This is a genomic window from Adlercreutzia sp. ZJ141 (genome assembly GCF_011038965.1).
Lineage (GTDB): Bacteria > Actinomycetota > Coriobacteriia > Coriobacteriales > Eggerthellaceae > ZJ141.
On the sequence record NZ_JAAKEB010000015.1, the window covers coordinates 1 to 23,139 of the forward strand.

Sequence of the window (23,139 nt, forward strand, 5' to 3'; positions counted from 1 at the left end):
TCCCACAATCGGGTCTTTGCGACCTTCTTTGGATACTCCTTTGTGTCGAAGGGCATCCTCACGGTCAATCTCAAAGAAAAAGTTCGTGCAGTCAAAGTACGTTGTCGAAGTATCACGATCAAACAATTCAGAGACTTTGTGGTTGTAAATCTCTACTACCTTTTGGTACTCAGATCCCAAAAAGCAGATTCCCTCGTAGAGCTGGTCAAGCGAATAGGTTTTATCAGCTCCGGCAAGCTGAGGGATGACATCATGAAACGTTCGTGACTTAGAACAGGGGGATACTGCCCGAGCATAGACAAGATCTGATAACAACCCGTGCAGTGAGAAGCGAAATCCACCTGCCATCTGAAGATACGCTAAATCCTGTTCTACCTTAAGTGCTTCGTTTACGGCGCGTAAAGGAAAATGTCCTAAGAAGCGCTCTGGTGTATGCTCACCAATACGTTTGACTTTTGAGGCAGCCTTTTTAGCTTTACGCTCAGCATTCATCTCATCAACTTCGGCCTTAAAGTGGGCAATAGGGTCAGCAATGCCTGATTCGCGCAGTTCGTGCTCATATCCGAGTGCTCTCACAGAGCTATTTACCGTGTGCCCGCGTCCGGCATCCCAGTGGCTTTCGTATATCTGTAAATAGAGTCCTTTTTTGTTCTTGGACTTCTTCAAGAAATACGCCATCGCTCACCCTTTCTTCATAGCCGCAATGCTTCTATTGCAACTCCATAGCACCATATAGAAAACCCTTTTGAAGTATTTTGTCAATCCTCCACAGAATATACAAAAAGACCAGCTCATTGGCTGGTTTTTACAGATAAGCGTATGTCGAAAATCCTAAAGAATTCTGGTGTCAAATCCTAAAGACGGGTCTTATCTCGCCGAAAAGCTGCGGCGTGACTGCCAGCTTCTTTGTTGCCTCGCGTGAGCTGGAAGATCTAAACTCCTTAACACGTATTATGCGCTCTTCTATTGGTGAGATTCCAGTGTATTCTTTGCTTGGAACATCTTTTAACCAAATGCACCAGCGATTCTTGTTGTTAAGGAACTCCTGAGCACCCATAAACTGCCTGATAAACTGTTGGCATCGTAAGTCTTTATGGATCAGCTCTTTTGCTTCCTCGTCTTTTAGCAGAAGGTTTCCGCCATCGTTCGGCATATTTCCAAATGATATTTCTGCAACTTTGCAAATCGGCTTTGGACGATTCCTTATAAATACATCAGGGGCGTTTTTCAGATATGCGTTGATGTTTGACGGATATGTAACATCCGCTACGGAATCAGGTGTTTTGTAATGAAATAGCACCTTTGCTTTTGATTGTTTCGAGAATCCTATGATGACTACATAAACATGCGCCTGATCGTTAGCTTCGCTTTTCCATCTGAAAGTATCGTAGGCGAAGTCGATATGAAAACCCAAAGCGAAGATTTGTGACCACAGAATCTCGACTTGATCACCTTGGCTTATCGAGTTGGTTGATACGAAAGCGCACTTGATTGGATAATCCATCATGTACTCGGCAGCTTTCATATACCAACCAGCAACATAATCGAGATTACTGCAATTCTTTGAGTTTTGGAAGACTTCTTTGATGTCTTCCTTTTGTTGTTTTGATTGCAGGCGCGCACCATAGAACGGTGGGTTACCTTCGATGTAGCTGCACTTCTCCGCCGGAAGCACATCGTTCCAGTCCATGCGCAGGGCATTGCCCTCCACGATATGGGCGTTGGTGGTCAGGGGGAAGTAATCGATGTAGCGGCTCACAATATCCTGCGTCTCGGTGAGCATCTGGCTCTCGGCAATCCAAAGCGCAGTCTTCGCCACACTTACGGCGAAGTCGTTGATCTCGATGCCATAGAACTGCCTAATGGACACCTTCACAGGGTCGGCGTCGCCGTCGAAGCCGAGCGAGGCCTGCCCTTCGCCTTGGATGTTTTCCAGCACGCGGTTCTCAAGGCGGCGCAGCTGGATGTAGCTTTCGGTCAGGAAGTTGCCGCTTCCGCACGCGGGGTCAACAATATTCAGGGACGCCAGCTTATTCTGGAACGCGCGCAATGCGAACATGCGCTTGCGCTCCACCTTCTCACCCTCAATTTCAGCGAGTTCCGTTTTGAGATCATCTAAGAACAGCGGGTCTATCACCTTGTGGATGTTCTCGATGCTGGTGTAGTGCATGCCGCCGGCACGACGTGTCTCAGGGTTTAAGGTGCTCTCAAACACCGCCCCGAAGATGGTGGGGCTAATATCTTTCCAGTTGAATCCACACGATGCATTCAGCAGCAATTCAACTCGCAAATCCTCGGTGAACTGCGGCACGATGATTGTCTCATCAGCAAAAAGCGAGCCGTTTACATACGGGAACTCTAGCAGCTTTTCGGACGCGTAGGGGTCACGCCTTTCTTCCGGCGTGTCAAGCACCTTGAACAGATCCAGCAAAGCAACGCGGGATTGTTCGGCGTTGAATGCCTTCATGTACTTAAAGAATGCCTGGTGCCCGTCGAACAGCCCTGCGTCTTCTGCGTACAGAAGGAATACCAGCCGCACGATGAGCACGTTCAGGCTGCGCTGCTCTTCGGCACTCTCATCCAGGTTCTTATACTGCTTCGCAAAGGCGTCGTAGAGCTTGCCTACGATCTCACCCGCCTCGACGGAGAGCTTTTTCTCCTTCACCAGGCGCGACTGCGACTTGTCGAAGAAGAAGTCGAACAAATATGCTTGATCTGGCAGGTCTTCGAGCTTGACCGACACGTAATCGCGTTCGGGGTATTCCAGCTCAAGATCGTGAATACGGAATTCATCGAAGCTGGTGACAATAATCCAGCGCGGCGTGATGGAGTTAGGCAGCTCGTTTGCGTACCACTTCGCCTGCTGATACGGCGTCTCGAAACCGTACTTGCCGTTGTTGCGCTGCTCATCTAAGATGCCAGGTTTGCGAGACTTCGCCTCTATGAGAATTCCCATATCCTCGTAGAACGCGTCTATCTTGCGCCCCTTAACGCGACGCTCGAAGTCGATGATGCGGGTGGGGTTCTCTATTCCCAGCACATCGCTTAGAAACTCGATCAGGAAACTGCGGGCCTCGCGATCTTCGTTACACTCAGCGCTCTTCCAACGCTCAACAAATGCGCGTATTGCCTGCTTATTGGTGGTCTTTGCCATGCGGTGCTTCTATTCGTAAATTAAGGTGAATGAATCTGAAATCCATTATACGTGTACGCCATCGCAATAGAGCAATCATTGTCCCGCAAAGCGGTCTGCCACACCATCATCCCCGAGTTCTCGGTGGCGGTGGTCAGTGTGACAAAATGCCCTGACCCTATTGTCACACATGCGACGGGGGCTATGTCACAGACAGGTGCTCTGGTAGACAGCGCCCGCCAGAGCACCCGTTACGGCACGTTTTAAAGACGCGAGCGGTATGACCGAACTGCCGCACCAACGAAACGCCGCCTCAAACCAGCCGAGACCGCCCCGAATTGGCTAGTCTTCGATTCCCAGAATATGACGCACAGCAACCCAGCTCATAACCGACCCCGAGCCAACCGTGAATCCACCATGAGCATAGCAACCACCGGCCACACCGCTCGAGCAATTGCCGACCGCATACAAACCTGCGATAGGCTCGCCATCAACAGACAGCACCTGAGAATGAGCGTCGATGCGCAAGCCGCCGTTCGTCCCAAACGTGCCGGGAACATACTTCACGCCATAAAACGGCGGTGTGGACACCGGGCTTAGCACAGGGTTGTCCCCGCTTACATCCCTACCGCTTTTCGCCATGAAGCCACCCGTAGTGTTAATGTCGTACTCGTGCTCGCCACGATGAAACACCGGGTCAACACCTTGCGATGCGTTCTCATTAAACGCAGCCATCTCGGACACAAACGTTTCCTTCTCGATACCAAGCTTGTCGGCAAGCTCTTCGAGCGAGTCGGCTTTCACGTACGCCTCGGGCAGCGTGCCGTCTTCGCCAGCCCCCGCGAAACGGCCAAAAGAGGGCACGTATGTGGCGTCAAACACCAGATAAGACTCGATATTCGGCTGATCGTTGTCGCCACTATCGAACACCCCGAAGCTTCGGTTGAATGTATCATACGATGAGCATTCGTTACCGATGCGGCGGCCCTTAGCATTCACAACCACCGATCCGGGAAAACCGCGATACGAAGCTGCATCGAACACCGCATCGCTTCCAACACCGAGCGTGGCAATAGCCTCGTTGTTGAGCACCATTTCCCGAGGGTTCTTGTCCCCTAAATACACATGAGGAAGGCCCCAGCAGCGATCCATATAAGCAACGTCGGCGCCCACCTTCATGCCCATCTTGTGCCCGTCACCCGTATTGCCTTCGCATGATTGCAAGCCGATCAACGGCATAGAAAGGTACTGCTGACGCATGTGCGCATTGTGCTCGAAGCCGCCCGTACCCAAAATGACAGCCTTGTTGGCCTTGATGCGAATATCCGACGAACCGTCGTTAGCAACAACGCCAATCACGGCACCATTCTCATCGGTCACTAAGCTGGTTGCAGGCGTACCGAGCAGCAGCTCGGTATTTTCGTCTGCCATAATTCGCTTGTTGAAGTACGTCCAAGCCGTTGTACCTTCGTTCTCACCTTCGATGGATGTCACGCTGATCGGGTTACGCCCAATGCCTAGATAGCCTTCTACCGGATCGTAGTAATCGCCGAAGAAGCCTTCTCCAACCGTAAAGCCGAACGTCATGCCGTACGTTTCTTCCATCCACGTAACGAAACGGTCGCCATTCGTGGCAAACGCCTCACCAACGGACAGGTCAGCACGACCGCCTGAAGCGTTTTTGTAATACTCGAGAACAGCCTCCATCGTATCGTTAGCAGCGTTATCGCCATGCACGTGGCACAGCGGAATACCCATCCCCTGCCCTGAGAAAATGGTGGTTCCCCCGAACAAGTCGGTCTTCTCCAACACGATGATCTTGCCAGCACCATAATGACTTGCCGCCATGGCGGCAACTGCCACCGTGCCCGTTCCGACAACGACGATATCCGCCTCTTTGTCCCAGGAAGTGTCGCCCGACCCAGCTGCAGAAGAGCTGCTATCCGATGTCGAAGGGGAACATCCCGCAAGCCCAGCGCCGATTACAGCCGAGCTCGCCAAAAGCGCGCCTCCCATAAGGAATTTGCGACGGCTCACGCCTTCCTCTGCCCTGATATCGTTGTATCCCATTGCTTTCTCCCATCCGTTTGTTCCCGACAATTAATAGTGCGCTTCGCAATTCACATTTCGCGCATACTTACCTTAAAAACATGCGTCCCGATTAGAGAAATAGCGAAAACATTGCACCTATCCGAGTTTCGCTATAAGGCAATCGCAATTCGCGATGAGCTCACAAACCACCTCGCAGTCCGCTTATACTGAAAAGCTAGCGCCAAACGGCTGAGGGGAGGATCTATGAAAATCGAAGTGATCGACGAGTTTCTTGCGCTCGTTCGCAACAAGGGTTTTAACCGTGCGGCAAAAGAGCTTTACTTGTCTCAATCGACGTTAAGCGCGCATATCGCATCGCTCGAGAAAGAACTCGAAGCACCCCTTATCGACCGCAGCGCGGACTCGTTTGCCCTAACCGAAGCCGGAAAAGCGTTCGTTACGTACGCTCAAAATTTGAGCACGTTGGCCATAGAAGCACAAAAGACAGTAAGGGCCGTTTCCCGCCAATGCTCTCCGGTGCGCATTGCCTCGCGCTTGTACGCGTTTCCGGCGGTTCTTCGGGTTTTTAAGGAAGCAGGTGTGCCGGTAGTTCCTATTGAACGCAACATCGACCAAACTTCCCTTGATGCGATCATCGCTCGGGAGATGGATATGGGTTGCATGCTGGGAGTTCTCGACGATGCCCTGTTAAAGCGCGCCGAACAGTCCTTTGTTTCTTTCGCTCCGCTTAAAGGAACGCATTGGGCACTTGCATGTTCAACTGACCACCCTTTGGCAAGTGTTAACACACCCACCCGCGACGACATCCGAGGCGCCACCTTCCTTTTGGGAAGCCTTGCGTGGTCTAACCTGGAAAAACACGTGCTGCTTACCATGCTCGGAAACGACCTCGACCTGCGTTTCGCCCTTCAGCCCATGGAAAACGAAACCGAGCTGGCCTTCGCCGACCTTGGCGACATGCTCGTAAGCTGCGACGAAAACGCACTGCGAAAGCGGTATGCGAACCGCAGCGACATCGTGGTCATAAACAAGCTTGACGGCAAACCCCTCATCGAGCCGCCCGCACTACTCACATACCGCAACGACAAAAACCCGCCCCTAACCGAAGAGCTCATACAAGCCGTCACTGCAGCCTATAACGAAAGCGCGTAAGATAATTCCCAAGGAAACACTAAGCAATTCCGCCAGCCCATTCGTACCGGTATGCTCGTCAGCATGTGTGACAATAGGGTCAGGGCATTTTGGCTAGATCTTGCCCGGATTGGAGAGCTGTAATCTATTTTTTCGCAATCGGCTTTCCCCATCGTGTCTCCTGTAGTATTATTATTGCAAATTAATACTATAGGAGGCACGATGGATAAGGCTGAGCTTATCTCTAAACTGAAGAGGATCGATGAAGACGTCTTCTTTTCTGGAATCCTTCGGGAAGGCCAGCGTGTCGGCATCATCATAGTGGGAGCAAGCGCATTGCTGCTGAACGACCTCTCGTCAAAAGGGGCAACGAAAGACGTCGACGTGCTTCGAGCCGAGGAATCAGTGAAACCTTTCCTTTTCAGCGATGCTGATTTCAACAACCAGTGCGCAGCTTACGAAGCATGTCTCCCCTACAATTTCGAGGATCGCATCGAGCGCATTGACCTGGACACCTACGCGCTCGATATTTACGTTCCTTCGCTTGAAGATATAGCGGTAATGAAGCTGTATCGATGGGAAGCACCCGACGTGGCCGATTTGACTGCACCTGAGTTCCTGGAAAAGCTGGACTGGGCGGCACTCGATCACCTTGTGCATTCTCCCGAAGAGGCAGCGGCAAGCCGTTGCGCTCTCCCCGAGCAAGATCGAGAACTAAAGAATCTGCTTCATAACTATCGCACGTACGAGGAAGGATGGCGGCCATGATGCTCACGTTTCGCGGATTCCTTCTGAAATACTGCCAAGAGCTCGCAGGCGCGCAGACGTCAAGCCTGAAAAGGCTCTTCGCCATCGCGGAGAAGGGGCGACCACGTGTTTTCGAACCGCTTCTTCTCCTAGCGTTATGCGATCACAGGGAAACATATCTGATGAAGCAGGCGGTCGGCTCCGACGTGCTCGACGCGTATCAGGAGATAACGACCCGTTTTCATCAGTCGGGCCTTGCGTTGGAGCTCTTCCTTGAGACGCTGCCCGAAAGAAGCAGGTACAAGCGCCCGCTTGTCGCGTGGCGCGCCGAAAGCGGGCGAAGACAAACTGATCAGCAAACGCTGCAAAACGTCGCTGCTTCCCTTGTAACGCTGCTCGAGCAGAAGGGCGTAAGCCGCGCCGAGGCGTGCAGGATCGCAGAACTGAACAAGGGGAACTTCTATGCGTTCCTCAAAGGGGACACATCAAAGCTCAGCCGGGACACCGCGATGAGGGCGTACAAGACGCTGCGTTCCCTCTCCACTCGCGCACCATCTCCACGGGCAGACAAGGCATACGTGGAGAAAGCTTCCCTGTGTTAGCTATATAAAATATAATTCACTTCGACTCTGCCGTAGCTTCTGCATACAACTTAAACAGATGCGCGACGATCTTCTCTTCGTCGCCGTTGAAGTCAACGCCGTATGCTGCTTCGACTGCTGCGTCGAGGGTTTTGTGAGCTTTGAGCAGATCGGCTGGCATCTTGTCCGGGTCGTAGAGCTGCGCGAGCGACCAGCCTGGGTGAGCGTCGCGTGCGTCAAGGACAGCTTGCGCAGCATTCTCGATGACTTGCTTCTGTTCAGGTGTCGGCTTTGGCCAGATAAAGTTGTTGTAAACAAGAGTGTTGCCATAGTTATAGTCGCTCTTCAACCTTCCAGTAGTAGCCCTCATCCAAGCATTGTGAAACAAACTAAGCATGACACCGAAATGGTATAGCGAGTCGCTTTCCACAAAGTACAGCTTATTTCCGGGAATCATCCCATTATCTACGAAGCCAAGAGGCACATAGTCTCTTTTGCCCGAGGTAACAACAGGCACCCCTATATAAGTCGTATCATGAAACTTGTTACATGGGCGCAAGAGTTGCGGAGTCTCTTTGAGTTTGTAGGCGTCACCTGTAGGGGTCTGTTCGCTTCGCCACTGTCTGCATGCATCCACGCGCTCCCTGACAAGAGGAAGAGCACCTATGTCCGTTTCAGTGGCGTCAACCAGCCAGAGGCAAAACCGCTCATCACCTTTGACGAAGTCCGCCCCCATGGAAAAAGGGCGTATCCACTTTTCCGCTTCAGGTTCTTTCGCAACTAGCGCATCTCTTTCCTCTCGGTACATCAAGAGGTTGCCGTTGTCTGCTGGTTTGAACCCTTGGGCCATTTCCGGCACATCGCACAACGGTTTGGAATGCCTGCTTATGAACACGGTGGGCGCGGGTGATAGATACCCGTTTATATTCGACGGTTCGCTGAAGGCATCGCCATCGAACAGCTTCTTAGATTTATTTCCTTTTCGTGAGAACCCGATGATGACGACATGCACATGCGCTTGATCCGATGCCTCGCTATTCCATATAAACGTCCTATATGCGAAGTTGATATGAACTCCACTCTCGAACAACGGCTTCCAAAGAGGTTCCACTTGCTGTCCTTGAACAACGGAATTTGTAGAGACAAAAGCGCATGAAATGTCGAAGTTACCAATGAAATCAGCCGTCTTTTTGTACCAACAGGCTACATAATCTAAAACCCCTGCATCTTTTCCGAAAAGGTTCAGTCTGTCTTCTTGCTGCTCCTTACTCAGACGGTAAGATCCGATAAATGGCGGATTCCCAATAATGTAACTGCACTTCTCCGCTGGAAGCACATCGTTCCAGTTCATGCGCAGGGCGTTGCCTTCCACGATATGGGCGTTGGTAGTCAAGGGGAAGTAATCGATGTAGCGGCTGACAATATCCTGCGTCTCGGTGAGCATCTGGCTCTCGGCGATCCAGAGGGCGGTTTTCGCTACGCTCACGGCGAAGTCGTTGATCTCGATGCCGTAAAACTGCCTAATGGACACCTTCACAGGGTCAGCCTCGCCGTCGAAGCCAAGCGAGGCCTGCCCCTCGCCCTGGATGTTTTCAAGCACGCGATTCTCAAGGCGGCGCAGCTGTATGTAGCTTTCGGTCAGGAAGTTGCCGCTTCCGCACGCGGGGTCAAAGATGTTCAGCAACGCCAGCTTATTCTGGAACGCGCGCAATGCGAACATGCGCTTGCGCTCCACCTTCTCACCCTCAATTTCAGCGAGTTCCGCCTTAAGGTCATCTAAGAACAGCGGGTCTATCACCTTGTGGATGTTCTCGATGGATGTGTAGTGCATACCTCCCGCACGGCGCGTCTCGGGGTTTAAGGTGCTCTCAAACACCGCCCCGAAGATGGTGGGGCTAATGTCTTTCCAGTTGAATCCACACGATGCATTCAGCAGCAATTCAACCCGCAAATCCTCGGTGAATTGCGGCACAATGATTGTCTCATCAGCGAAAAGCGAGCCGTTCACATAGGGGAACTCCAAAAGCTTTTCGGATGCGTAAGGATCGCGCTTGTCTTCCGGCGTGTCAAGCACCTTGAACAGATCCAGCAAAGCAACGCGGGATTGTTCGGCGTTGAAACCCTTCATGTACTTGTAGAATGCCTGGTGCCCGTTGAACAGCCCTGCGTCTTCTGCGTACAGCAAAAACACCAGCCGCACGATAAGCACGTTTAGACTGAGCTGCTCTTCGGCACTCTCATCCAGGTTCTTATACTGCTTCGCAAAGGCGTCGTATTGCCTGCTTATTGGTGGTCTTTGCCATGCGGTGCTTCTATCCGTAAATTAAGGTGAATGAATCTGGAATCCATTATACGTGTACACCACCATAATCGCTGTCCCACGTAACGGTCTGCCAAGGTTGTTTGCGGCGAAAGCGCTATCTCTCACACAGGGCGGCGACGTGCTTGCCAGAGAAGGCGATTCCCCATCGAATAGTACCGGCGGCTCCTCGTTGGGCGCCGCTTTCATAGGCCTTCTCTGTGATCTGATCGAGGGCCTCCCGAGCTAACTCCTCCAAGCAACTAGGTTCGTTACTGCTGAAGGAGGTTCGTTTGAGCTCGATGGTCACGAGGGGATGTTGCGCTGGATTCTCGGGCTCGAGGCGAATATCGAAGCGCCCGAGGCCCGCTTCGCGATTAGAAAAGGGGTCGCGATAGTTTCGCATGCCGAACAGCAAGCCAAGCAGAAGGGTGTGATACGCCTGCTCGTGCGTGAGGTCGTGGTAGCTGGCGTTTTCTGAGAGAATGCGCTCCAGATCAGCGATGAGGGTAGCTGCGTTCCCGGTAACGATGGCGTTGTGCAGCTCGACGAGACGATCGCGACTGCCAGCTAATCCGGTGAAGCGGCTGACGATTTCACTTCGGTACAGTTGAGCCACTTCCTTGTTCGGAATGCGCAGGGGGCGCACTTGATCGGGGCTATTGGGACGCGACGTGTCGTCGGTGGTAAGATAGCCCGCCAAGTAGAGCATCGACCACAGCGCATCGGGACGGACACCCACGTCGGGGAAGATGACTCCAGTGTCTAAAGGCTCGTCTATGACGCCGTCGGGCTCCATGAGTACATATAGCTTCTGTAACGTGGCGCCCTCGGCGCTGGCAACCAGGTCGCCAAGCACACCGTTCCCCGAGGTGTTTCCCCAGTATAAATCAGGAACGCACTGGCTTGAGAAATAGTTGAGAACGCTCCAGGGGTTGTAGGCGTCGATAGAGCCGAACCGGTAGCCGTCGTACCACTCGCATGCAACATCGAGACCGTCCGAGACACCCAGGTAGTCGGCCAGAAGCTCCACCTCTTGCTGGGTGAAGCCATAGCGCTCGTCGGACGCGACAGAAAGCGATGTGTTTACCGTCAGGTTGTTGAGATCCGAGAATATCGACTCTTTCGAAATACGTTGAACGCCGGTGAGAACGCCGAACGCAAGAGACGGGTTGTCCTTCAAGGCACCGGTAAGCCACCGCTTCAGAAACCCTACTACCTCGGTATAATAGCCGTGCGTGTAGCCGGCCAGTACGGGGGCGTCGTACTCATCGACCAGCACCACGGTCGGCGCGACATGGTGTCGGTGCAAGAGGTCTACGAGCGTTGTCAGCGATGCGGCAAGCTCTACATCCGAGGCGGAACCTCCAACAAGACGCCGGAATGCATCTTTCTCATCCGAGGAGAGCATGGTGGAATTAAGAAGATACCGATGGCGACCGCATTCGGCAACGATGTTCTGGACAATGGCCCCGAAAGTTTCCTCCCAGGTGAGACCCTTGGTGTTGTTAAAGGAGAGCCGAACTACCGGGTAGGCGTTGTGCTGTTCGCGATAACGACCATCTTCGGCTTCCCAAATGGCCAGACCTTCGAAAAGGTCTGCTGTGTCGGCGGCCGCCGGATCGTTGGGGGATGGAATTTCCAGAAAGCGCTGAATCATGCTGAGGTTCAGCGACTTCCCGAAGCGACGTGGGCGGCAGTAAAGCATCACGTCCGAGTCGCCATCCAGGATGTCGGCAATGAGCATCGACTTGTCGATGTACGTGAAGTTGCGTATCGCCTTCGGAAAGTCACTCACGCCGATGGGCAGTCGCTTGCGACCCGAACGATCAGACAGCCGCACTGAGCCTTTGCGGAATACTCCCTTGTCGCTGCAAGCCTCTGTACCGCGTTTCATTGTCACCATCCTCGGGTTATGGCTTTACGCTCGAAATTATACCGTACCTCCTATGCCGTTAAACAGCTTTAACGAATAAGGATAGACCGGTCGAGCGGTCGACATCCCTGCATTTGGATGGTCATTCTGTCACATGTTGGATGAGCGGGCGCATTTCCTTTTGCCGCGGCCTTGATTGCCGAATGTTTGCTTTTCGTGGCGGCGGCGACGTGCCTCTTCCTGACGTGCCGCCTGATCGGCTGTTTCTCGGCGAAGTGCCTGATACGATGCAAACCTGTTTTCGGACAACGTGCCCGCCTCAACCGCTGCGCGCACAGCACACCCCGGCTCGTTTTCGTGTTTGCAATCGCGAAAGCGGCACTGTTCGGCCAGCCGCTCAATGTCGGAGAACGCCGCGCCAATGCCTTCGTCGGCATTCCACAGCCCCAAGCCGCGCACGCCCGGCATATCCACAACGAACCCGCCGCCGGGAAGTGTCACCATGTCGCGGCTCACCGTGGTGTGCCGACCCTTACCGTCGCCTTCGCGCACGGTGGCAGTTGCTTGGACATCGCTTCCCACTAGCATGTTCACCAAGCTCGACTTACCCACGCCGCTTTTTCCTAACAGCACCGCAGTTACATTTTCGGGAATCATTTCACGCACAGCACAAACGCTAGCTGCATCGTCAGACGACACCACCGCAACGGTCACGTCGGGGCCCACGAGATCGGCAACTTCACGCCGTACGCGCTCTACCTGCCCTTCACTCTCGGCAAGATCGGCCTTGGTTAGAACCACCGCTACACGCGCGCCGGTTTCGTGCGCCAGCACCAGTTCGCGCTCCATGCGCCGCACGTTCACATTGGCAAGCGGCTGCGCCACAATAACCACGTCGAAATTCGCCGCTAACACCTGGGGAAGCGAACGCTCGGTAGGGTCTTTCCGCACGAAGGCGCGAGTACGTGGCAAAATGCGCGTAATGATGCCCTTATCGTGTCCGGCGGGTACGTCAACCTCAACAAAATCCCCAATAGTCGCGCGCTCACGGGTGCCTTTCACCAGCGCCGTCGCGTGTTCACACCGAACAAGTTGCGCTGGCGAAGCTGGTGCTGTTGGCGCGGTTGATGCAGTTGGTGAAGCTGACACACAAGGCGCACCTGATGCACCTGGCTCATCTAATGCAGCCGCATTCTCTTCCAGCACCCTCACCAGCGGATACCCGCGATCGAGCTTGATCACCTGCCCGCGCACGAGCGAAGCCGCCAAAGCCGCCGATGCTTTTGTGCGCTCGTTGTCAAACAGTTCTGCGCCCATCTATCGCTGCCGCTCTCGCAGAACGTAATACGTCACTGCCAAGATAAGACCGATTGCTGTCAGCGCGGCACCTGGAGCGAACGCCCACATGTCGCGTTTGTCGGGCTCGGTCGAACCCGGATACACCACCGACACGACCTCGGCATGCAGATCGGACAGGCCTTGATGATCGCGGCACGCCAGATGATACGTCCCTCGAACTTGCAACGTCGTTCCCACAGCCCCATACTCGCCGAACGTGTCGATGTTTTTCGCCTGCTCTTCTGTCATATACACGGACACATACCCCGTGCCGCCCTCCGACTCGAGCGTTATCCATCGCTTGTCGCCCGACGGATTAGCGCGAATGTTGTCGCCCACAGCTTCGCCTGTCACCTGCACGGTTTGCCCGTCGTAATAGGTATCGGCCGCAGCCAAATCGTCGATTGACGTGTCGTAGATAAACGAGCTGTCCGGCCGCTGCTGCACGTTCACCGCATTGCCTTCGTCAATATCTTGCTGCGAAGCGGGTTCGTCGGCAAACGCGGGAGTACTGCCAAACGCAAGCACGGCAATGCATACAACGATAAGCAGCAACAGCGCTGCGCAGCGCAAGCCATTCAGCAACAGCGGGCAACGGCGCGAACACGCGCGCGACGCATGCTGTATCGCACGAGGAAGCGCCGGCTGGCAGACGGAACGATTAGCGAGCCGGATCATCCCATCACCAGCCTGACGACGATGATACATATCCATAGAAACACGATGAAGCAAGACAGCGCGAGCACGATCACGCCCATGCCCCCCAGCACATCGTATATGAACTGCCGTATGTCGCGTTTCCTTTTAACCATGCAGGTATTCTAGTACATCTACCCGTCGCGTGCTGAGATGAGAGACCGAAGCGGCGCCCGGTTTGAACGGACGCCGCATTGTATCGTAGGTTTTCGTAGGGCCTTACGTTGGTTCACGTAGGCCACGCATGGATCTCGCGTAGGTTTGCATGAACCTCGCGCAGGTTTTGCGCAAGGTAACGCAGCGCCGCTTCTCTATTCCAGCATTATTCCAGCATGCCCTCAAGGGCACCCCAGTCCACGGACAGCGGCCCTTCCACGGTGCAGTCGTAATCGCCGTCGGCGTTGATGCCAATGAGCACGTGGCTACCGTCATGCAGTTGCCCGCGAACCACTTTCTCGGCAATGCGGTCAACCACTTCTTTCTGGATGAGCCGCTTCAACGGACGGGCACCGTAGGCCGGATCAAACCCGTCGATGGCCAAGTGTTCCATGGCGGCAGGCGTCACATCAAGCGTAATGCGACGATCGGCCAGGCGGCGGCGCACCTCGTTGAGCTGCAAGTCGACAATGGGCTCGATGCTGACGATGCCCAGCGCGTTGAACGTGACAATGTCGTCGATACGGTTCAAGAACTCAGGCCTAAACGTCGAACGCAGCGCGTCGTTCACCTTCATGCTCAGCTCGGCGAGCCGCTTCGCACCCGTTTCCACATCACCTGCAAGCATGTCTTCCATGGCCTTGCCCATGGTTTCCTTACCACCTTGGCCGGAGTACTCGCGAATTGTCTGTGAAGCAACGTTGCTGGTCATGATGATGATGGCGTTTTTGAAGCTGACTACTCGGCCTTGTCCGTCGGTCAAACGGCCGTCATCGAGCACCTGCAGCAGCACGTTGAACACGTCGGGATGTGCCTTCTCTATCTCGTCGAGCAACACCACCGAATACGGCTTGCGGCGCACGGCCTCGGTCAGCTGGCCGCCTTCGTCGTAGCCAACGTATCCCGGAGGCGCGCCGATCAGGCGTTGCACGCTGAATTTCTCCATGTATTCCGACATGTCGATACGCACCATGGCCCGCTCGCTGTCGAACAGGTACTCGGCGAGCGCCTTGGCAAGCTCGGTTTTGCCCACACCCGTGGGGCCTAAGAACAGGAAGCTGCCAATAGGACGGTTGGGGTCGGAAAGCCCCGCGCGGTTGCGCCGGATGGCGCCGGCCACCGCAGCCACAGCTTCATCTTGGCCGATGACGCGCTCGCGCAACTTGTCTTCCAAGTCGACGAGCTTCGCCATTTCGCCCTGCATCATCTTCGACACGGGAATACCCGTCCATGCGGAAACAACCTCGGCGATTTCGTCATCGGTCACTTCTTCGCGCAGGATAGCACCGTCTTGCTGCTTCGCGTTCAGCGCATCCTCGGCTTCACACAGCTGCTGCTGCAGCGCGGGAATACGGGCATAACGCAGCTCGGAAGCGCGCGACAAGTCGCCCTCACGCGTGGCGCGTTCCTCTTCCATCTGCGCGTCGTCAAGCTCGGCTTTCAAGGTCTGCACGTTTTCGATGACATCCTTTTCGTTCTGCCATTCGGCCTTACGCTTGTCTAAGTCTTCGCGGGCGGTGGCGATATCGCGGCGCAGCGCATCCAAACGCTCGGCGGACACCTCGTCAGTCTCCTTCATGAGCGCCTGCTCTTCGATTTGCATTTGCGTGAGCTTGCGCTCAGCAGCATCCACCTCTTCCGGCATACTGTCAATCTCGATGCGCAAGCGGCTGGCGGCCTCATCCATCAGGTCGATCGCCTTGTCGGGAAGGAAACGATCGGAAATGTAGCGGTTTGAGAGCTCAGCAGCCGCCACAATAGCGCCGTCGGTGATGCGCACGCCGTGATGAATTTCGTACTTTTCCTTCAACCCACGCAAAATGGCAATGGTGTCCTCCACCGATGGCTCTCCCACCAGCACTGTCTGGAAACGGCGCTCAAGCGCGGCGTCCTTTTCGATGTACTTGCGGTATTCGTCAAGCGTGGTTGCTCCGATGGCGTGCAACTCGCCGCGTGCGAGCGCGGGCTTGAGCATGTTGCCCGCATCCATAGAACTGTCACCTGTGGAACCGGCACCAACGATGGTGTGCAGCTCATCGATGAACAGAATTACCTGACCAGCGCTTTCCTTTACCTCGCGCAGTACGGCCTTCAAGCGGTCTTCAAACTCGCCGCGATACTTTGCGCCGGCAACCATGGAGCCTAAGTCGAGCGCCACGATGTCGCGATCCTTCAGGCTGGAAGGAACATCGCCGGCGACGATGCGCTGCGCTAAGCCCTCCACGATGGCGGTTTTACCCGTGCCCGGCTCACCAATGAGGCACGGATTGTTCTTCGTGCGACGACTGAGCACTTGAATGGTGCGGCGGATTTCCTCGGAACGACCGATGACCGGGTCGAGCTTGCCCTCGCGCGCTGCCTGCGTCAGGTTCTGCCCGTACGTGTTCAACGCATCGAGTTCGGGCTTTGACGCCTGGTCGGTAACACGCGTGCTACCACGAAGGTTGTTGTAGGCTTCCTCAACAGTCTTACGCGTGATGCCGTTGCGGTTGAGCAGCTTACCTGCGCGGTCTTTACCCTCAGACAGCGCAATAAGCAAATGCTCACTGGTGGCGTAACTGTCGCCCATCTTCTCGGCGATCTTCACCGAGTTGTCGATAACCTTCATGAAGTCGTTGCCTGGCATGGCCATGGGCATGCCTGTGCCGCTTGCTTTTGGCATCGAGGCAATTTCGTCGTTTACCTCGGCTTCCAAAAGCGACGGCTCGGCACCGATGCGCTTAATGATGGCCGACAGATTATTTTCGGCGGCATCAAGCAGCGCCTTCAGCAGATGAATTGGTTCAATGATGCTCGCGTTTGCATCACCTGCTACGCCCATGGCGGCCTGAAACGCCTCTTGGGCAGAAATCGATAGTTTGTCGAGTCTCATATGTGCTCCCTTCTGGCCTCCGCAACAGGCGGAAGCGTCGGTTCAGCGTGCTTTAAGCGCTCTAATGAAGGCGACGGATGGCAAGTGCTGTTGATCCGGGATTCACCAAGGCGTTTACCGATTCACGCGTTTCGAGCTCGTGCACACGGTCGGCAAGACGTCGCACGCGCTTATGCAGGTCGTCAAGCTCTTGATCGCGCTCATCGAGCCTGCCCTGCAAGTCGAGAATACGCGTCACACCTGCCAAGTTAATTCCCTCGCTGGTAAGCTCATTGATTAACGTGAGCCTATCGATATCAGCCTGCGAGTAGCGCCGCGTGTTGCCACTCGTACGCTGTGGTGTGACCAGGCCTTTCTGCTCGTACGCGCGCAGCGTCTGCGGATGCACACCCGCCAGCTCGGCAGCGACGCTGATCATATATACCGGGCGATCCCTATCGGTGCGCTCAGTCATTCCAATCCCTCATCTCGTCATCCGATGCATCAAGGTAGGCTTGTAGCGCCGCAGCTTGCCGGTCGTTGAGTGTCTGGGGGACACGAACCTTCACCGTTAGCTTCAAGTCACCCGAACCCGAGCCTTTCACCTTCGGAGCACCCTTGCCGCGAAGCGTCAGCTTTGTGTCGTGCTGGGTGCCGGCGGGAACCTTCACGCGAACCTTGGGTCCACCAGGCGTAGGAACAATCACGCTCGCGCCCAACGCCGCCTCGGCAACGCTCACCGGAACATCGAGCAGCACGTCGGCCCCATCGCGTGTGAAGAACGGATGCGGAGCGATCTTCGTGGTTATGAGCAAGTCGCCTGCAGCTCCGCCGTTTTCTCCTGGAGCACCCTTTCCCTTGAAACGCAAACGACCCCCATCAACAGCACCCGCAGGAACTTTCACCAACAGCGTTTCCGTTTCGGTCTTGCCGGGAATGCGCACCGATACGCTCTTCTGCGTACCAGAAAACGCTTCATCGAACGTCACGTTGAGCGTCACGTTCATGTCCTGTCCCTTCCGTGGACGTGGACCGCGCGGAGCACCACCAAAGCCACCAAATCCGCCGAAACCGCCTGCGCCCCAATCGGACCCGAACGCACCTTCACCCCGGCGAATACTCTCGAGAATTTCTGCCCAACTACCGAAGCCTCCGAACATATCGTCAGCTGATGCAGCTCCCCAGCCGTGGGGAATGCGATTTGCATCGGCAGTACCGTACTGGTCGTAAATCTTGCGCTTCTTCTCGTCGGAGAGCACCTCGTAGGCTTCGTTGATCTCCTTAAATTTCGCCTCATCACCACCCGCATCAGGATGATGCGTGCGAGCGAGCTTGCGAAAAGCTTTCTTTATCTCATCGCTTGAGGCGGTGCGAGGCACGCCAAGCGTCTTGTAATAGTCAGGGGTAGCCGACATACGCCCACCTCTCTTTCTTTTTTTAAGCAAGGGCGGGCCAAAGAAAAGCCCGCCCTTGAATCAATCGTTATTGGCAATGTCTCAGCTTTGAAGGAGTGCGGAACAATGCTCACTAAGCGAGTTCCGCAGCGACTGGAACAGTCCAGCGGACTGTTCCACAAAGCGAGGACTGCCGAGCGACTGAGCGTTGCTCCGCACTCCACAGCCTCGCATTGCTGTTACTCTTCCGCAGCGGGCTTTTCTCGTTTTGGCCCGCCCGTTGTGACCGTCACCATGGCCGGCCGCAGCACCTTCGCGCCCATCTTGTAGCCCTTTTGGTACACATCGGCCACCGTTTCGTCGGGTACATCGGTGTTGGGAACCGTGGCAACCGCCTGAGCCTCCAACGCATCGTATGGCTCGCCGGCCGGGTCGATCACCTGCACGCCATCTTTCACCAGCACGTCAACGAACTTGGCATGCACGGCTTTCACACCATCGAGTAAATCGGCCTCGCCGTTGTTGGCAGCGAAATCGATGGTACGCTCGAAGTCATCAATGACAGGAATCAGCCCCATAACCAACTTCTCGGCAGCACGGGCCTTCTCAACCTCACGCTGCTCGTTCATACGACGACGGTACGTGTCCCATTCGGCGTGGAGCCGCATGAACTTGTCCTGCCACTCCTTCGCTTCAGCCTGTGCGGCTGCGATCAGTTCGTCGGAGCTTTGCTGGGCATCGGCCTGCTCGAGCACCTCTTCAGCCTCTCGAACCACGTCCGATTCGCCCTGTTCCTCGTCGTGCACCTCATCGTGCTCGTTATCACAATCGGCTGCGGCCTCGGCCGACCCCGAAGGGTCGGCCGGCTCGACAGATGCGGCGTCCTCGGAGGAGGAGGTCGAGTCGCCGCCGTGGTCGACGTTTTCTGTGGCAGGCAACACTGCGTCCGCCATTGGCTCTTCTACGTCATCAATGGGAATCTGCCGCGCTGTAGCCCTTGCCTCACTGTCTCGCGTGGAGTTGTTCGGCTGCTGGGTCATGGCGCTTACTTCCCTTCCTTGTCATCGACTACTTCGTAGTCGGCTTCGATGGTGTCGTCGTTTTGAGCAGCGCCCGCATCAGGTGCCTGGCCAGCTGCCTGCTCGGTGGAGTACACCACTTCGGCAAGCTTGTAGCCAGCCTGCTGCAGCTTCTCAGTGGCTGCCTTAATAGCCTCAGTGTCGGTACCCTCAAGCGCGGTGCGTGCCTCGGATATCGCTTGCTCAGCCTGGCTCTTCGCGTCGGCCGGAACCTTGTCGCCCAGCTCGGAGAGGGTCTGCTCGGTGGCGTTCACCAATGCGTCGGCATTGTTGCGCACCTCAACCTCTTCCTTGCGGCGCTTGTCTTCCTCGGCATGAGCCTCGGCGTCCTTCACCATGCGATCAACTTCGTCGTCGTTGAGCGCCGTGGAGCCCGAAATGGTGATCTGCTGCTGCTTGCCGGTGCCCAAATCCTTCGCCGACACATTCACGATGCCGTTGGCGTCGATGTCGAACGTCACTTCGATCTGCGGAACGCCACGCCGTGCTGCCGGAATGCCGGTCAGCTGGAAGCGACCGAGTGTCTTATTGTCGTTGGCCATCTGACGCTCGCCTTGCAGTACGTGAATTTCAACGCTGGTCTGGTTATCGGCAGCGGTGGAGTAGATTTCGGTCTTGCGGGTGGGGATGGTGGTGTTGCGCTCGATCATGCGAGTCATAACGCCGCCCATGGTTTCAACACCCAGCGACAGCGGGGTAACATCCAGAAGCAGAATGCCCTCGACATCACCAGACAGCACGCCGCCCTGCACGGCCGCACCCATGGCCACAACTTCGTCGGGGTTCACCGACATGTTCGGCGCCTTGCCCGTGATCTTCTTCACCAGCTCCTGCACGGCAGGCATGCGAGTGGAGCCGCCGACCAGGATAACTTCGTCGATGTTGCCCGCAGACAGGCCCGCATCGGACAACGCGCGCTCAACCGGCTTGCGGCAACGATCGAGCAGGTCCTTCGTGATGCTTTCGAACTCCACGCGAGTAAGCGTGTAGTCAAGGTGCTGTGGAACACCATCGATGGCGGTAATGAACGGCAGGTTGATGGTGGTCTGCGTGGTGGCGGACAGCTCCATTTTCGCCTTCTCGGCGGCTTCCTTCAAACGCTGCAGCGCCATCGGGTCCTGACGCAGGTCAGTGCCCTTGTCGGCCTTGAACTTGTCAGCCATCCAGTCGATGACGCGCTGATCCCAGTCGTCACCACCCAAGTGGTTGTCGCCAGCAGTGGAGGCTACCTCAAACACGCCGTCGCCCAGCTCCAGCACCGACACGTCGAACGTACCGCCGCCCAGGTCGAACACGAGAATCTTCTCGTCCTTGTTTGTCTTGTCCAAGCCGTAGGCAAGTGCCGCTGCCGTAGGCTCGTTGATGATGCGCAGTACCTCGAGACCGGCGATCTTACCAGCATCCTTGGTGGCCTGGCGCTGAGCGTCGTTGAAGTAGGCCGGCACGGTGATGACGGCCTGGGTGATGGTGGTGCCCAGTTGCTTCTCGGCATCGTTCTTCATCTTCTGCAGAACCATAGCGGAAATCTCTTCCGGCGTGTAATCCTTACCGTCGATGTCAACAACCGCACGGCCACCGCTGCCCGACTTCACCTTGTAGCTGACGGTCTTCTGCTCTTCGGAGGTCTCGCTGAACGAACGGCCGATGAAACGCTTCACTGACGACACCGTATTGGTGGGGTTGGTAACCGCCTGGTTTTTTGCCTGCTTGCCAACCACACGCTCGCCGTCGGCGCGGAAGCCCTCAACCGACGGAGTGGTGCGATCGCCCTCGGCGTTCACCAGAATTTCGGGTTCGCTGCCCTCCATGACCGCCATGGCGGAGTTCGTCGTGCCCAAGTCGATGCCAAGAATCTTGCCCATTATTGTGTCCTTCCCTAAGAAGTTTATTACCTTGTTCGGCCGTGCAACGGGTGCGTTCTGTCGTTGCAACGAAATGCACTATAAAATCTTAGTGATGCAGTGTCAAGTTTTTTATCACAGCTTGTTGAAATTTTGTAATGTTGCCGTTATATGGCCACAAAAAACGGCTGCGCTCCGCCCGTGGCAGAAACGCAGCCGCTTTCAAAACGATTCAAACGACACAACGGTGCCGCGAACGTGATTCGCCTTAATCCTCCTGGATTTCGGGGATGGCGCCCATGGGGCACTCTTCGACGCAATCGCCGCAACCGATGCAGGAATCTTCGTTCACGACCTCAACAGTGCCGCCGGAAACTTCCAGAACGTCATTCGGACATGCGTCAACGCAAATACCGCAACCTACGCACTCATCGGCATCGATAATGGGACGGGGCATGGTGGCCTCCTTCTCGTCTTAGCTTCGCCCGGCACACAGCCGGATTCCTCTCAAAACTACTGGACGCAAGATACCATTATTGAAGGCGAATGCAAGAGAAATCGAGTGTTTTCCAGGGTTCGGCACAAAAGGTTAGTAGTAGCGGTAATAAGCGGCGCAACTACCCTCGCTGCTGACCATGCACGGACCCACAGGATTCTCGGGCGTACACGCCGTGCGGAACAACGGGCACTCGTTTGGAGCCATGCGAGCGCGCAGCACATCCCCACACCGGCAACCCTTGGGATCGCGCGTTGGCTCGATTACGGGATCGAACTTACGCACAGCGTCGAAGCGTGTGTAACGATTGCGAATGCGGTAGCCCGACCCAGGAATGGGGCCTAAGCCGCGCCACGTGGCCTCGCAGGTTTCAAACACTTCTTCGATGGCAGCGAGCGCCACTGGGTTACCCTGCGGTTGCACGCCACGCGCGTAAGCTATCTCAATATCGGCGCGCCCCTCGTGCAACTGGCGCATGATCATGGCAATGCCTTGCAACACGTCGACCGGCTCGAACCCAGTAATGACGCCGGGGATGCCGTAACGCTCAGCGAGGAATCGGTATGGGTCGGCCCCGATGATGGTACTCACATGTCCTGGCAAGATAAGCGCATCAACCTGCAGCTGCGGGTCGTTGACAATGGCCTCCAACGCGCCGGGCATGTTCTTGTGAGCACCAAACACGCTGAAGTTGCGAAGTCCCAGCGCGTCGGCACGCTTGATAGCCATTGCTACAAGCGGCGTAGTAGTTTCGAACCCCACACCCACAAACACGACCTCACGACTCGGGTCGTCTTGAGCGAGACGCAACGCGTCAAGCGGGCTGTACACGATACGCACGTTTGCGCCCGAAGCTTGCTCGGCAAGCAGGCTCGAGGTGCTTCCCGGCACACGCGTCATATCGCCGAACGTGGCAATAGTGACGTTCGGCGTGCGAGCGAGCGCAATAACGGTGTCGATATCGCGGTTCGACGTAACGCACACCGGGCAGCCCGGACCCGACGCCAAGCGCACACCCGTAGGCATGAGGTTGCGGATGCCGTTTCGGGCAATGGCTACGGTGTGCGTACCGCATACTTCCATAAGGGTTGCGCCACATGCAGGCGCCAACTTGTCGATTGACTCGATGAGTCCTTTCGCCAACCCTGGGTCTTTGAAAGCCTGTAGTTCTGCCTGAAACGTGTCAGAGGACGCTTTGTGCAATGCCGCCATCACAACCCCTCCGCATCGACTAAGCCAGGGAATTGCCGAATGAGCTCGAGAGTGTCTAAAGCAAACGTTTCATCCACTACCTCGATAGCGAACCCGGCGTGAACGAGCACGTAGTCGCCTGTGGTCGCCTGCGGCGTGAGATCGAGCGAAATATCACGGGTAACACCCATGATGTCAACAGTAGCCAGGTTGTCGGCCTTCAACTCAACCACGTGGGCGGGAATTGCCAAGCACATGTGAGGTTCCTTCTTTCATTT

General features: G+C 55.6%; 19 protein-coding genes. 4 read left to right on the plus strand and 15 right to left on the minus strand.

Features of this window, described 5'->3' with window-relative positions; all coding sequences use genetic code 11:
- Positions 1-678: hypothetical protein (locus tag G7Y44_RS07820; RefSeq protein ID WP_206214434.1), on the minus strand; the 678-nt coding region annotated here is incomplete at its 3' end.
- Between the two features lie 169 nt (positions 679-847).
- Entirely contained in the window at positions 848-3,154 is a 2,307-nt protein-coding gene (locus tag G7Y44_RS07825; protein ID WP_165248872.1) for a class I SAM-dependent DNA methyltransferase, read from the minus strand.
- A 51-nt stretch (positions 3,155-3,205) separates the two neighbouring features.
- Between G7Y44_RS07825 and G7Y44_RS07830 the strand changes: the two genes are divergently transcribed.
- Positions 3,206-3,400, plus strand: coding sequence for a hypothetical protein (locus tag G7Y44_RS07830; protein ID WP_165248874.1), 195 nt, complete (start codon positions 3,206-3,208; stop codon positions 3,398-3,400).
- Between the two features lie 75 nt (positions 3,401-3,475).
- Here G7Y44_RS07830 and G7Y44_RS07835 read toward each other — a convergent pair whose 3' ends face one another.
- Positions 3,476-5,203, minus strand: a complete 1,728-nt coding sequence (locus G7Y44_RS07835) for an FAD-dependent oxidoreductase (protein WP_165248876.1) — start codon at positions 5,201-5,203, stop codon at positions 3,476-3,478.
- A gap of 225 nt (positions 5,204-5,428) precedes the next feature.
- Here G7Y44_RS07835 and G7Y44_RS07840 point away from each other — a divergent pair, with 225 nt between their 5' ends.
- The 3 genes from G7Y44_RS07840 to G7Y44_RS07850 all read left to right on the plus strand — a co-directional run bounded on the left by G7Y44_RS07840 (position 5,429) and on the right by G7Y44_RS07850 (position 7,665).
- Positions 5,429-6,337, plus strand: coding sequence for a LysR family transcriptional regulator (locus G7Y44_RS07840; protein WP_165248878.1), 909 nt, complete (start codon positions 5,429-5,431; stop codon positions 6,335-6,337).
- Between the two features lie 201 nt (positions 6,338-6,538).
- Complete coding sequence (locus G7Y44_RS07845) at positions 6,539-7,084, plus strand: DUF6036 family nucleotidyltransferase (RefSeq protein ID WP_165044020.1); 546 nt, start codon at positions 6,539-6,541, stop codon at positions 7,082-7,084.
- The gene (locus G7Y44_RS07850) at positions 7,081-7,665 is read left to right on the plus strand and encodes a hypothetical protein (protein WP_165248880.1); all 585 of its coding nucleotides are present in this window, start codon (positions 7,081-7,083) and stop codon (positions 7,663-7,665) included. The genes G7Y44_RS07845 and G7Y44_RS07850 overlap by 4 nt, the downstream gene beginning before the upstream one ends.
- A gap of 16 nt (positions 7,666-7,681) precedes the next feature.
- Here the strand turns inward: G7Y44_RS07850 and G7Y44_RS10450 are convergent, their stop codons facing one another.
- The 12 genes from G7Y44_RS10450 to G7Y44_RS07910 form a co-directional block, all read right to left on the minus strand.
- On the minus strand, positions 7,682-9,853 hold the full coding sequence (locus G7Y44_RS10450) for a class I SAM-dependent DNA methyltransferase (protein WP_165248882.1): 2,172 nt from the start codon (positions 9,851-9,853) through the stop codon (positions 7,682-7,684).
- A gap of 208 nt (positions 9,854-10,061) precedes the next feature.
- Complete coding sequence (locus G7Y44_RS07860; protein ID WP_165248884.1) at positions 10,062-11,840, minus strand: AAA family ATPase; 1,779 nt, start codon at positions 11,838-11,840, stop codon at positions 10,062-10,064.
- Between the two features lie 129 nt (positions 11,841-11,969).
- Complete coding sequence (gene rsgA / locus G7Y44_RS07865) at positions 11,970-13,136, minus strand: ribosome small subunit-dependent GTPase A (protein ID WP_165248886.1); 1,167 nt, start codon at positions 13,134-13,136, stop codon at positions 11,970-11,972.
- Positions 13,137-13,871: a hydrolase gene (locus G7Y44_RS07870; protein WP_165248888.1), complete on the minus strand. Its 735-nt coding sequence runs from the start codon at positions 13,869-13,871 to the stop codon at positions 13,137-13,139.
- Between the two features lie 304 nt (positions 13,872-14,175).
- Positions 14,176-16,881 (minus strand): ATP-dependent chaperone ClpB, encoded by a 2,706-nt coding sequence (gene clpB, locus G7Y44_RS07875; RefSeq protein WP_165248890.1) that lies wholly within the window; start codon positions 16,879-16,881, stop codon positions 14,176-14,178.
- A gap of 61 nt (positions 16,882-16,942) precedes the next feature.
- Positions 16,943-17,335 carry a heat shock protein transcriptional repressor HspR gene (locus G7Y44_RS07880; RefSeq protein ID WP_165045408.1) on the minus strand — a complete coding sequence of 131 codons (393 nt, stop codon included), beginning with the start codon at positions 17,333-17,335 and terminating at the stop codon, positions 16,943-16,945.
- Positions 17,328-18,275 carry a DnaJ C-terminal domain-containing protein gene (locus tag G7Y44_RS07885; RefSeq protein WP_165248892.1) on the minus strand — a complete coding sequence of 316 codons (948 nt, stop codon included), beginning with the start codon at positions 18,273-18,275 and terminating at the stop codon, positions 17,328-17,330. The genes G7Y44_RS07880 and G7Y44_RS07885 overlap by 8 nt, the downstream gene beginning before the upstream one ends.
- A 218-nt stretch (positions 18,276-18,493) precedes the next feature.
- Entirely contained in the window at positions 18,494-19,294 is an 801-nt protein-coding gene (locus G7Y44_RS07890; protein ID WP_165248894.1) for a nucleotide exchange factor GrpE, read from the minus strand.
- A 5-nt stretch (positions 19,295-19,299) separates the two neighbouring features.
- The gene (dnaK, locus tag G7Y44_RS07895; protein ID WP_165248896.1) at positions 19,300-21,195 is read right to left on the minus strand and encodes a molecular chaperone DnaK; all 1,896 of its coding nucleotides are present in this window, start codon (positions 21,193-21,195) and stop codon (positions 19,300-19,302) included.
- 247 nt (positions 21,196-21,442) lie between these two features.
- Positions 21,443-21,631, minus strand: a complete 189-nt coding sequence (locus G7Y44_RS07900) for a 4Fe-4S binding protein (RefSeq protein WP_165045416.1) — start codon at positions 21,629-21,631, stop codon at positions 21,443-21,445.
- Between the two features lie 132 nt (positions 21,632-21,763).
- Entirely contained in the window at positions 21,764-22,882 is a 1,119-nt protein-coding gene (gene hypD, locus G7Y44_RS07905; protein WP_165248898.1) for a hydrogenase formation protein HypD, read from the minus strand.
- Complete coding sequence (locus G7Y44_RS07910) at positions 22,882-23,118, minus strand: HypC/HybG/HupF family hydrogenase formation chaperone (RefSeq protein WP_165045420.1); 237 nt, start codon at positions 23,116-23,118, stop codon at positions 22,882-22,884. The genes hypD and G7Y44_RS07910 overlap by 1 nt, the downstream gene beginning before the upstream one ends.
- Positions 23,119-23,139: the final 21 nt, after the last annotated feature.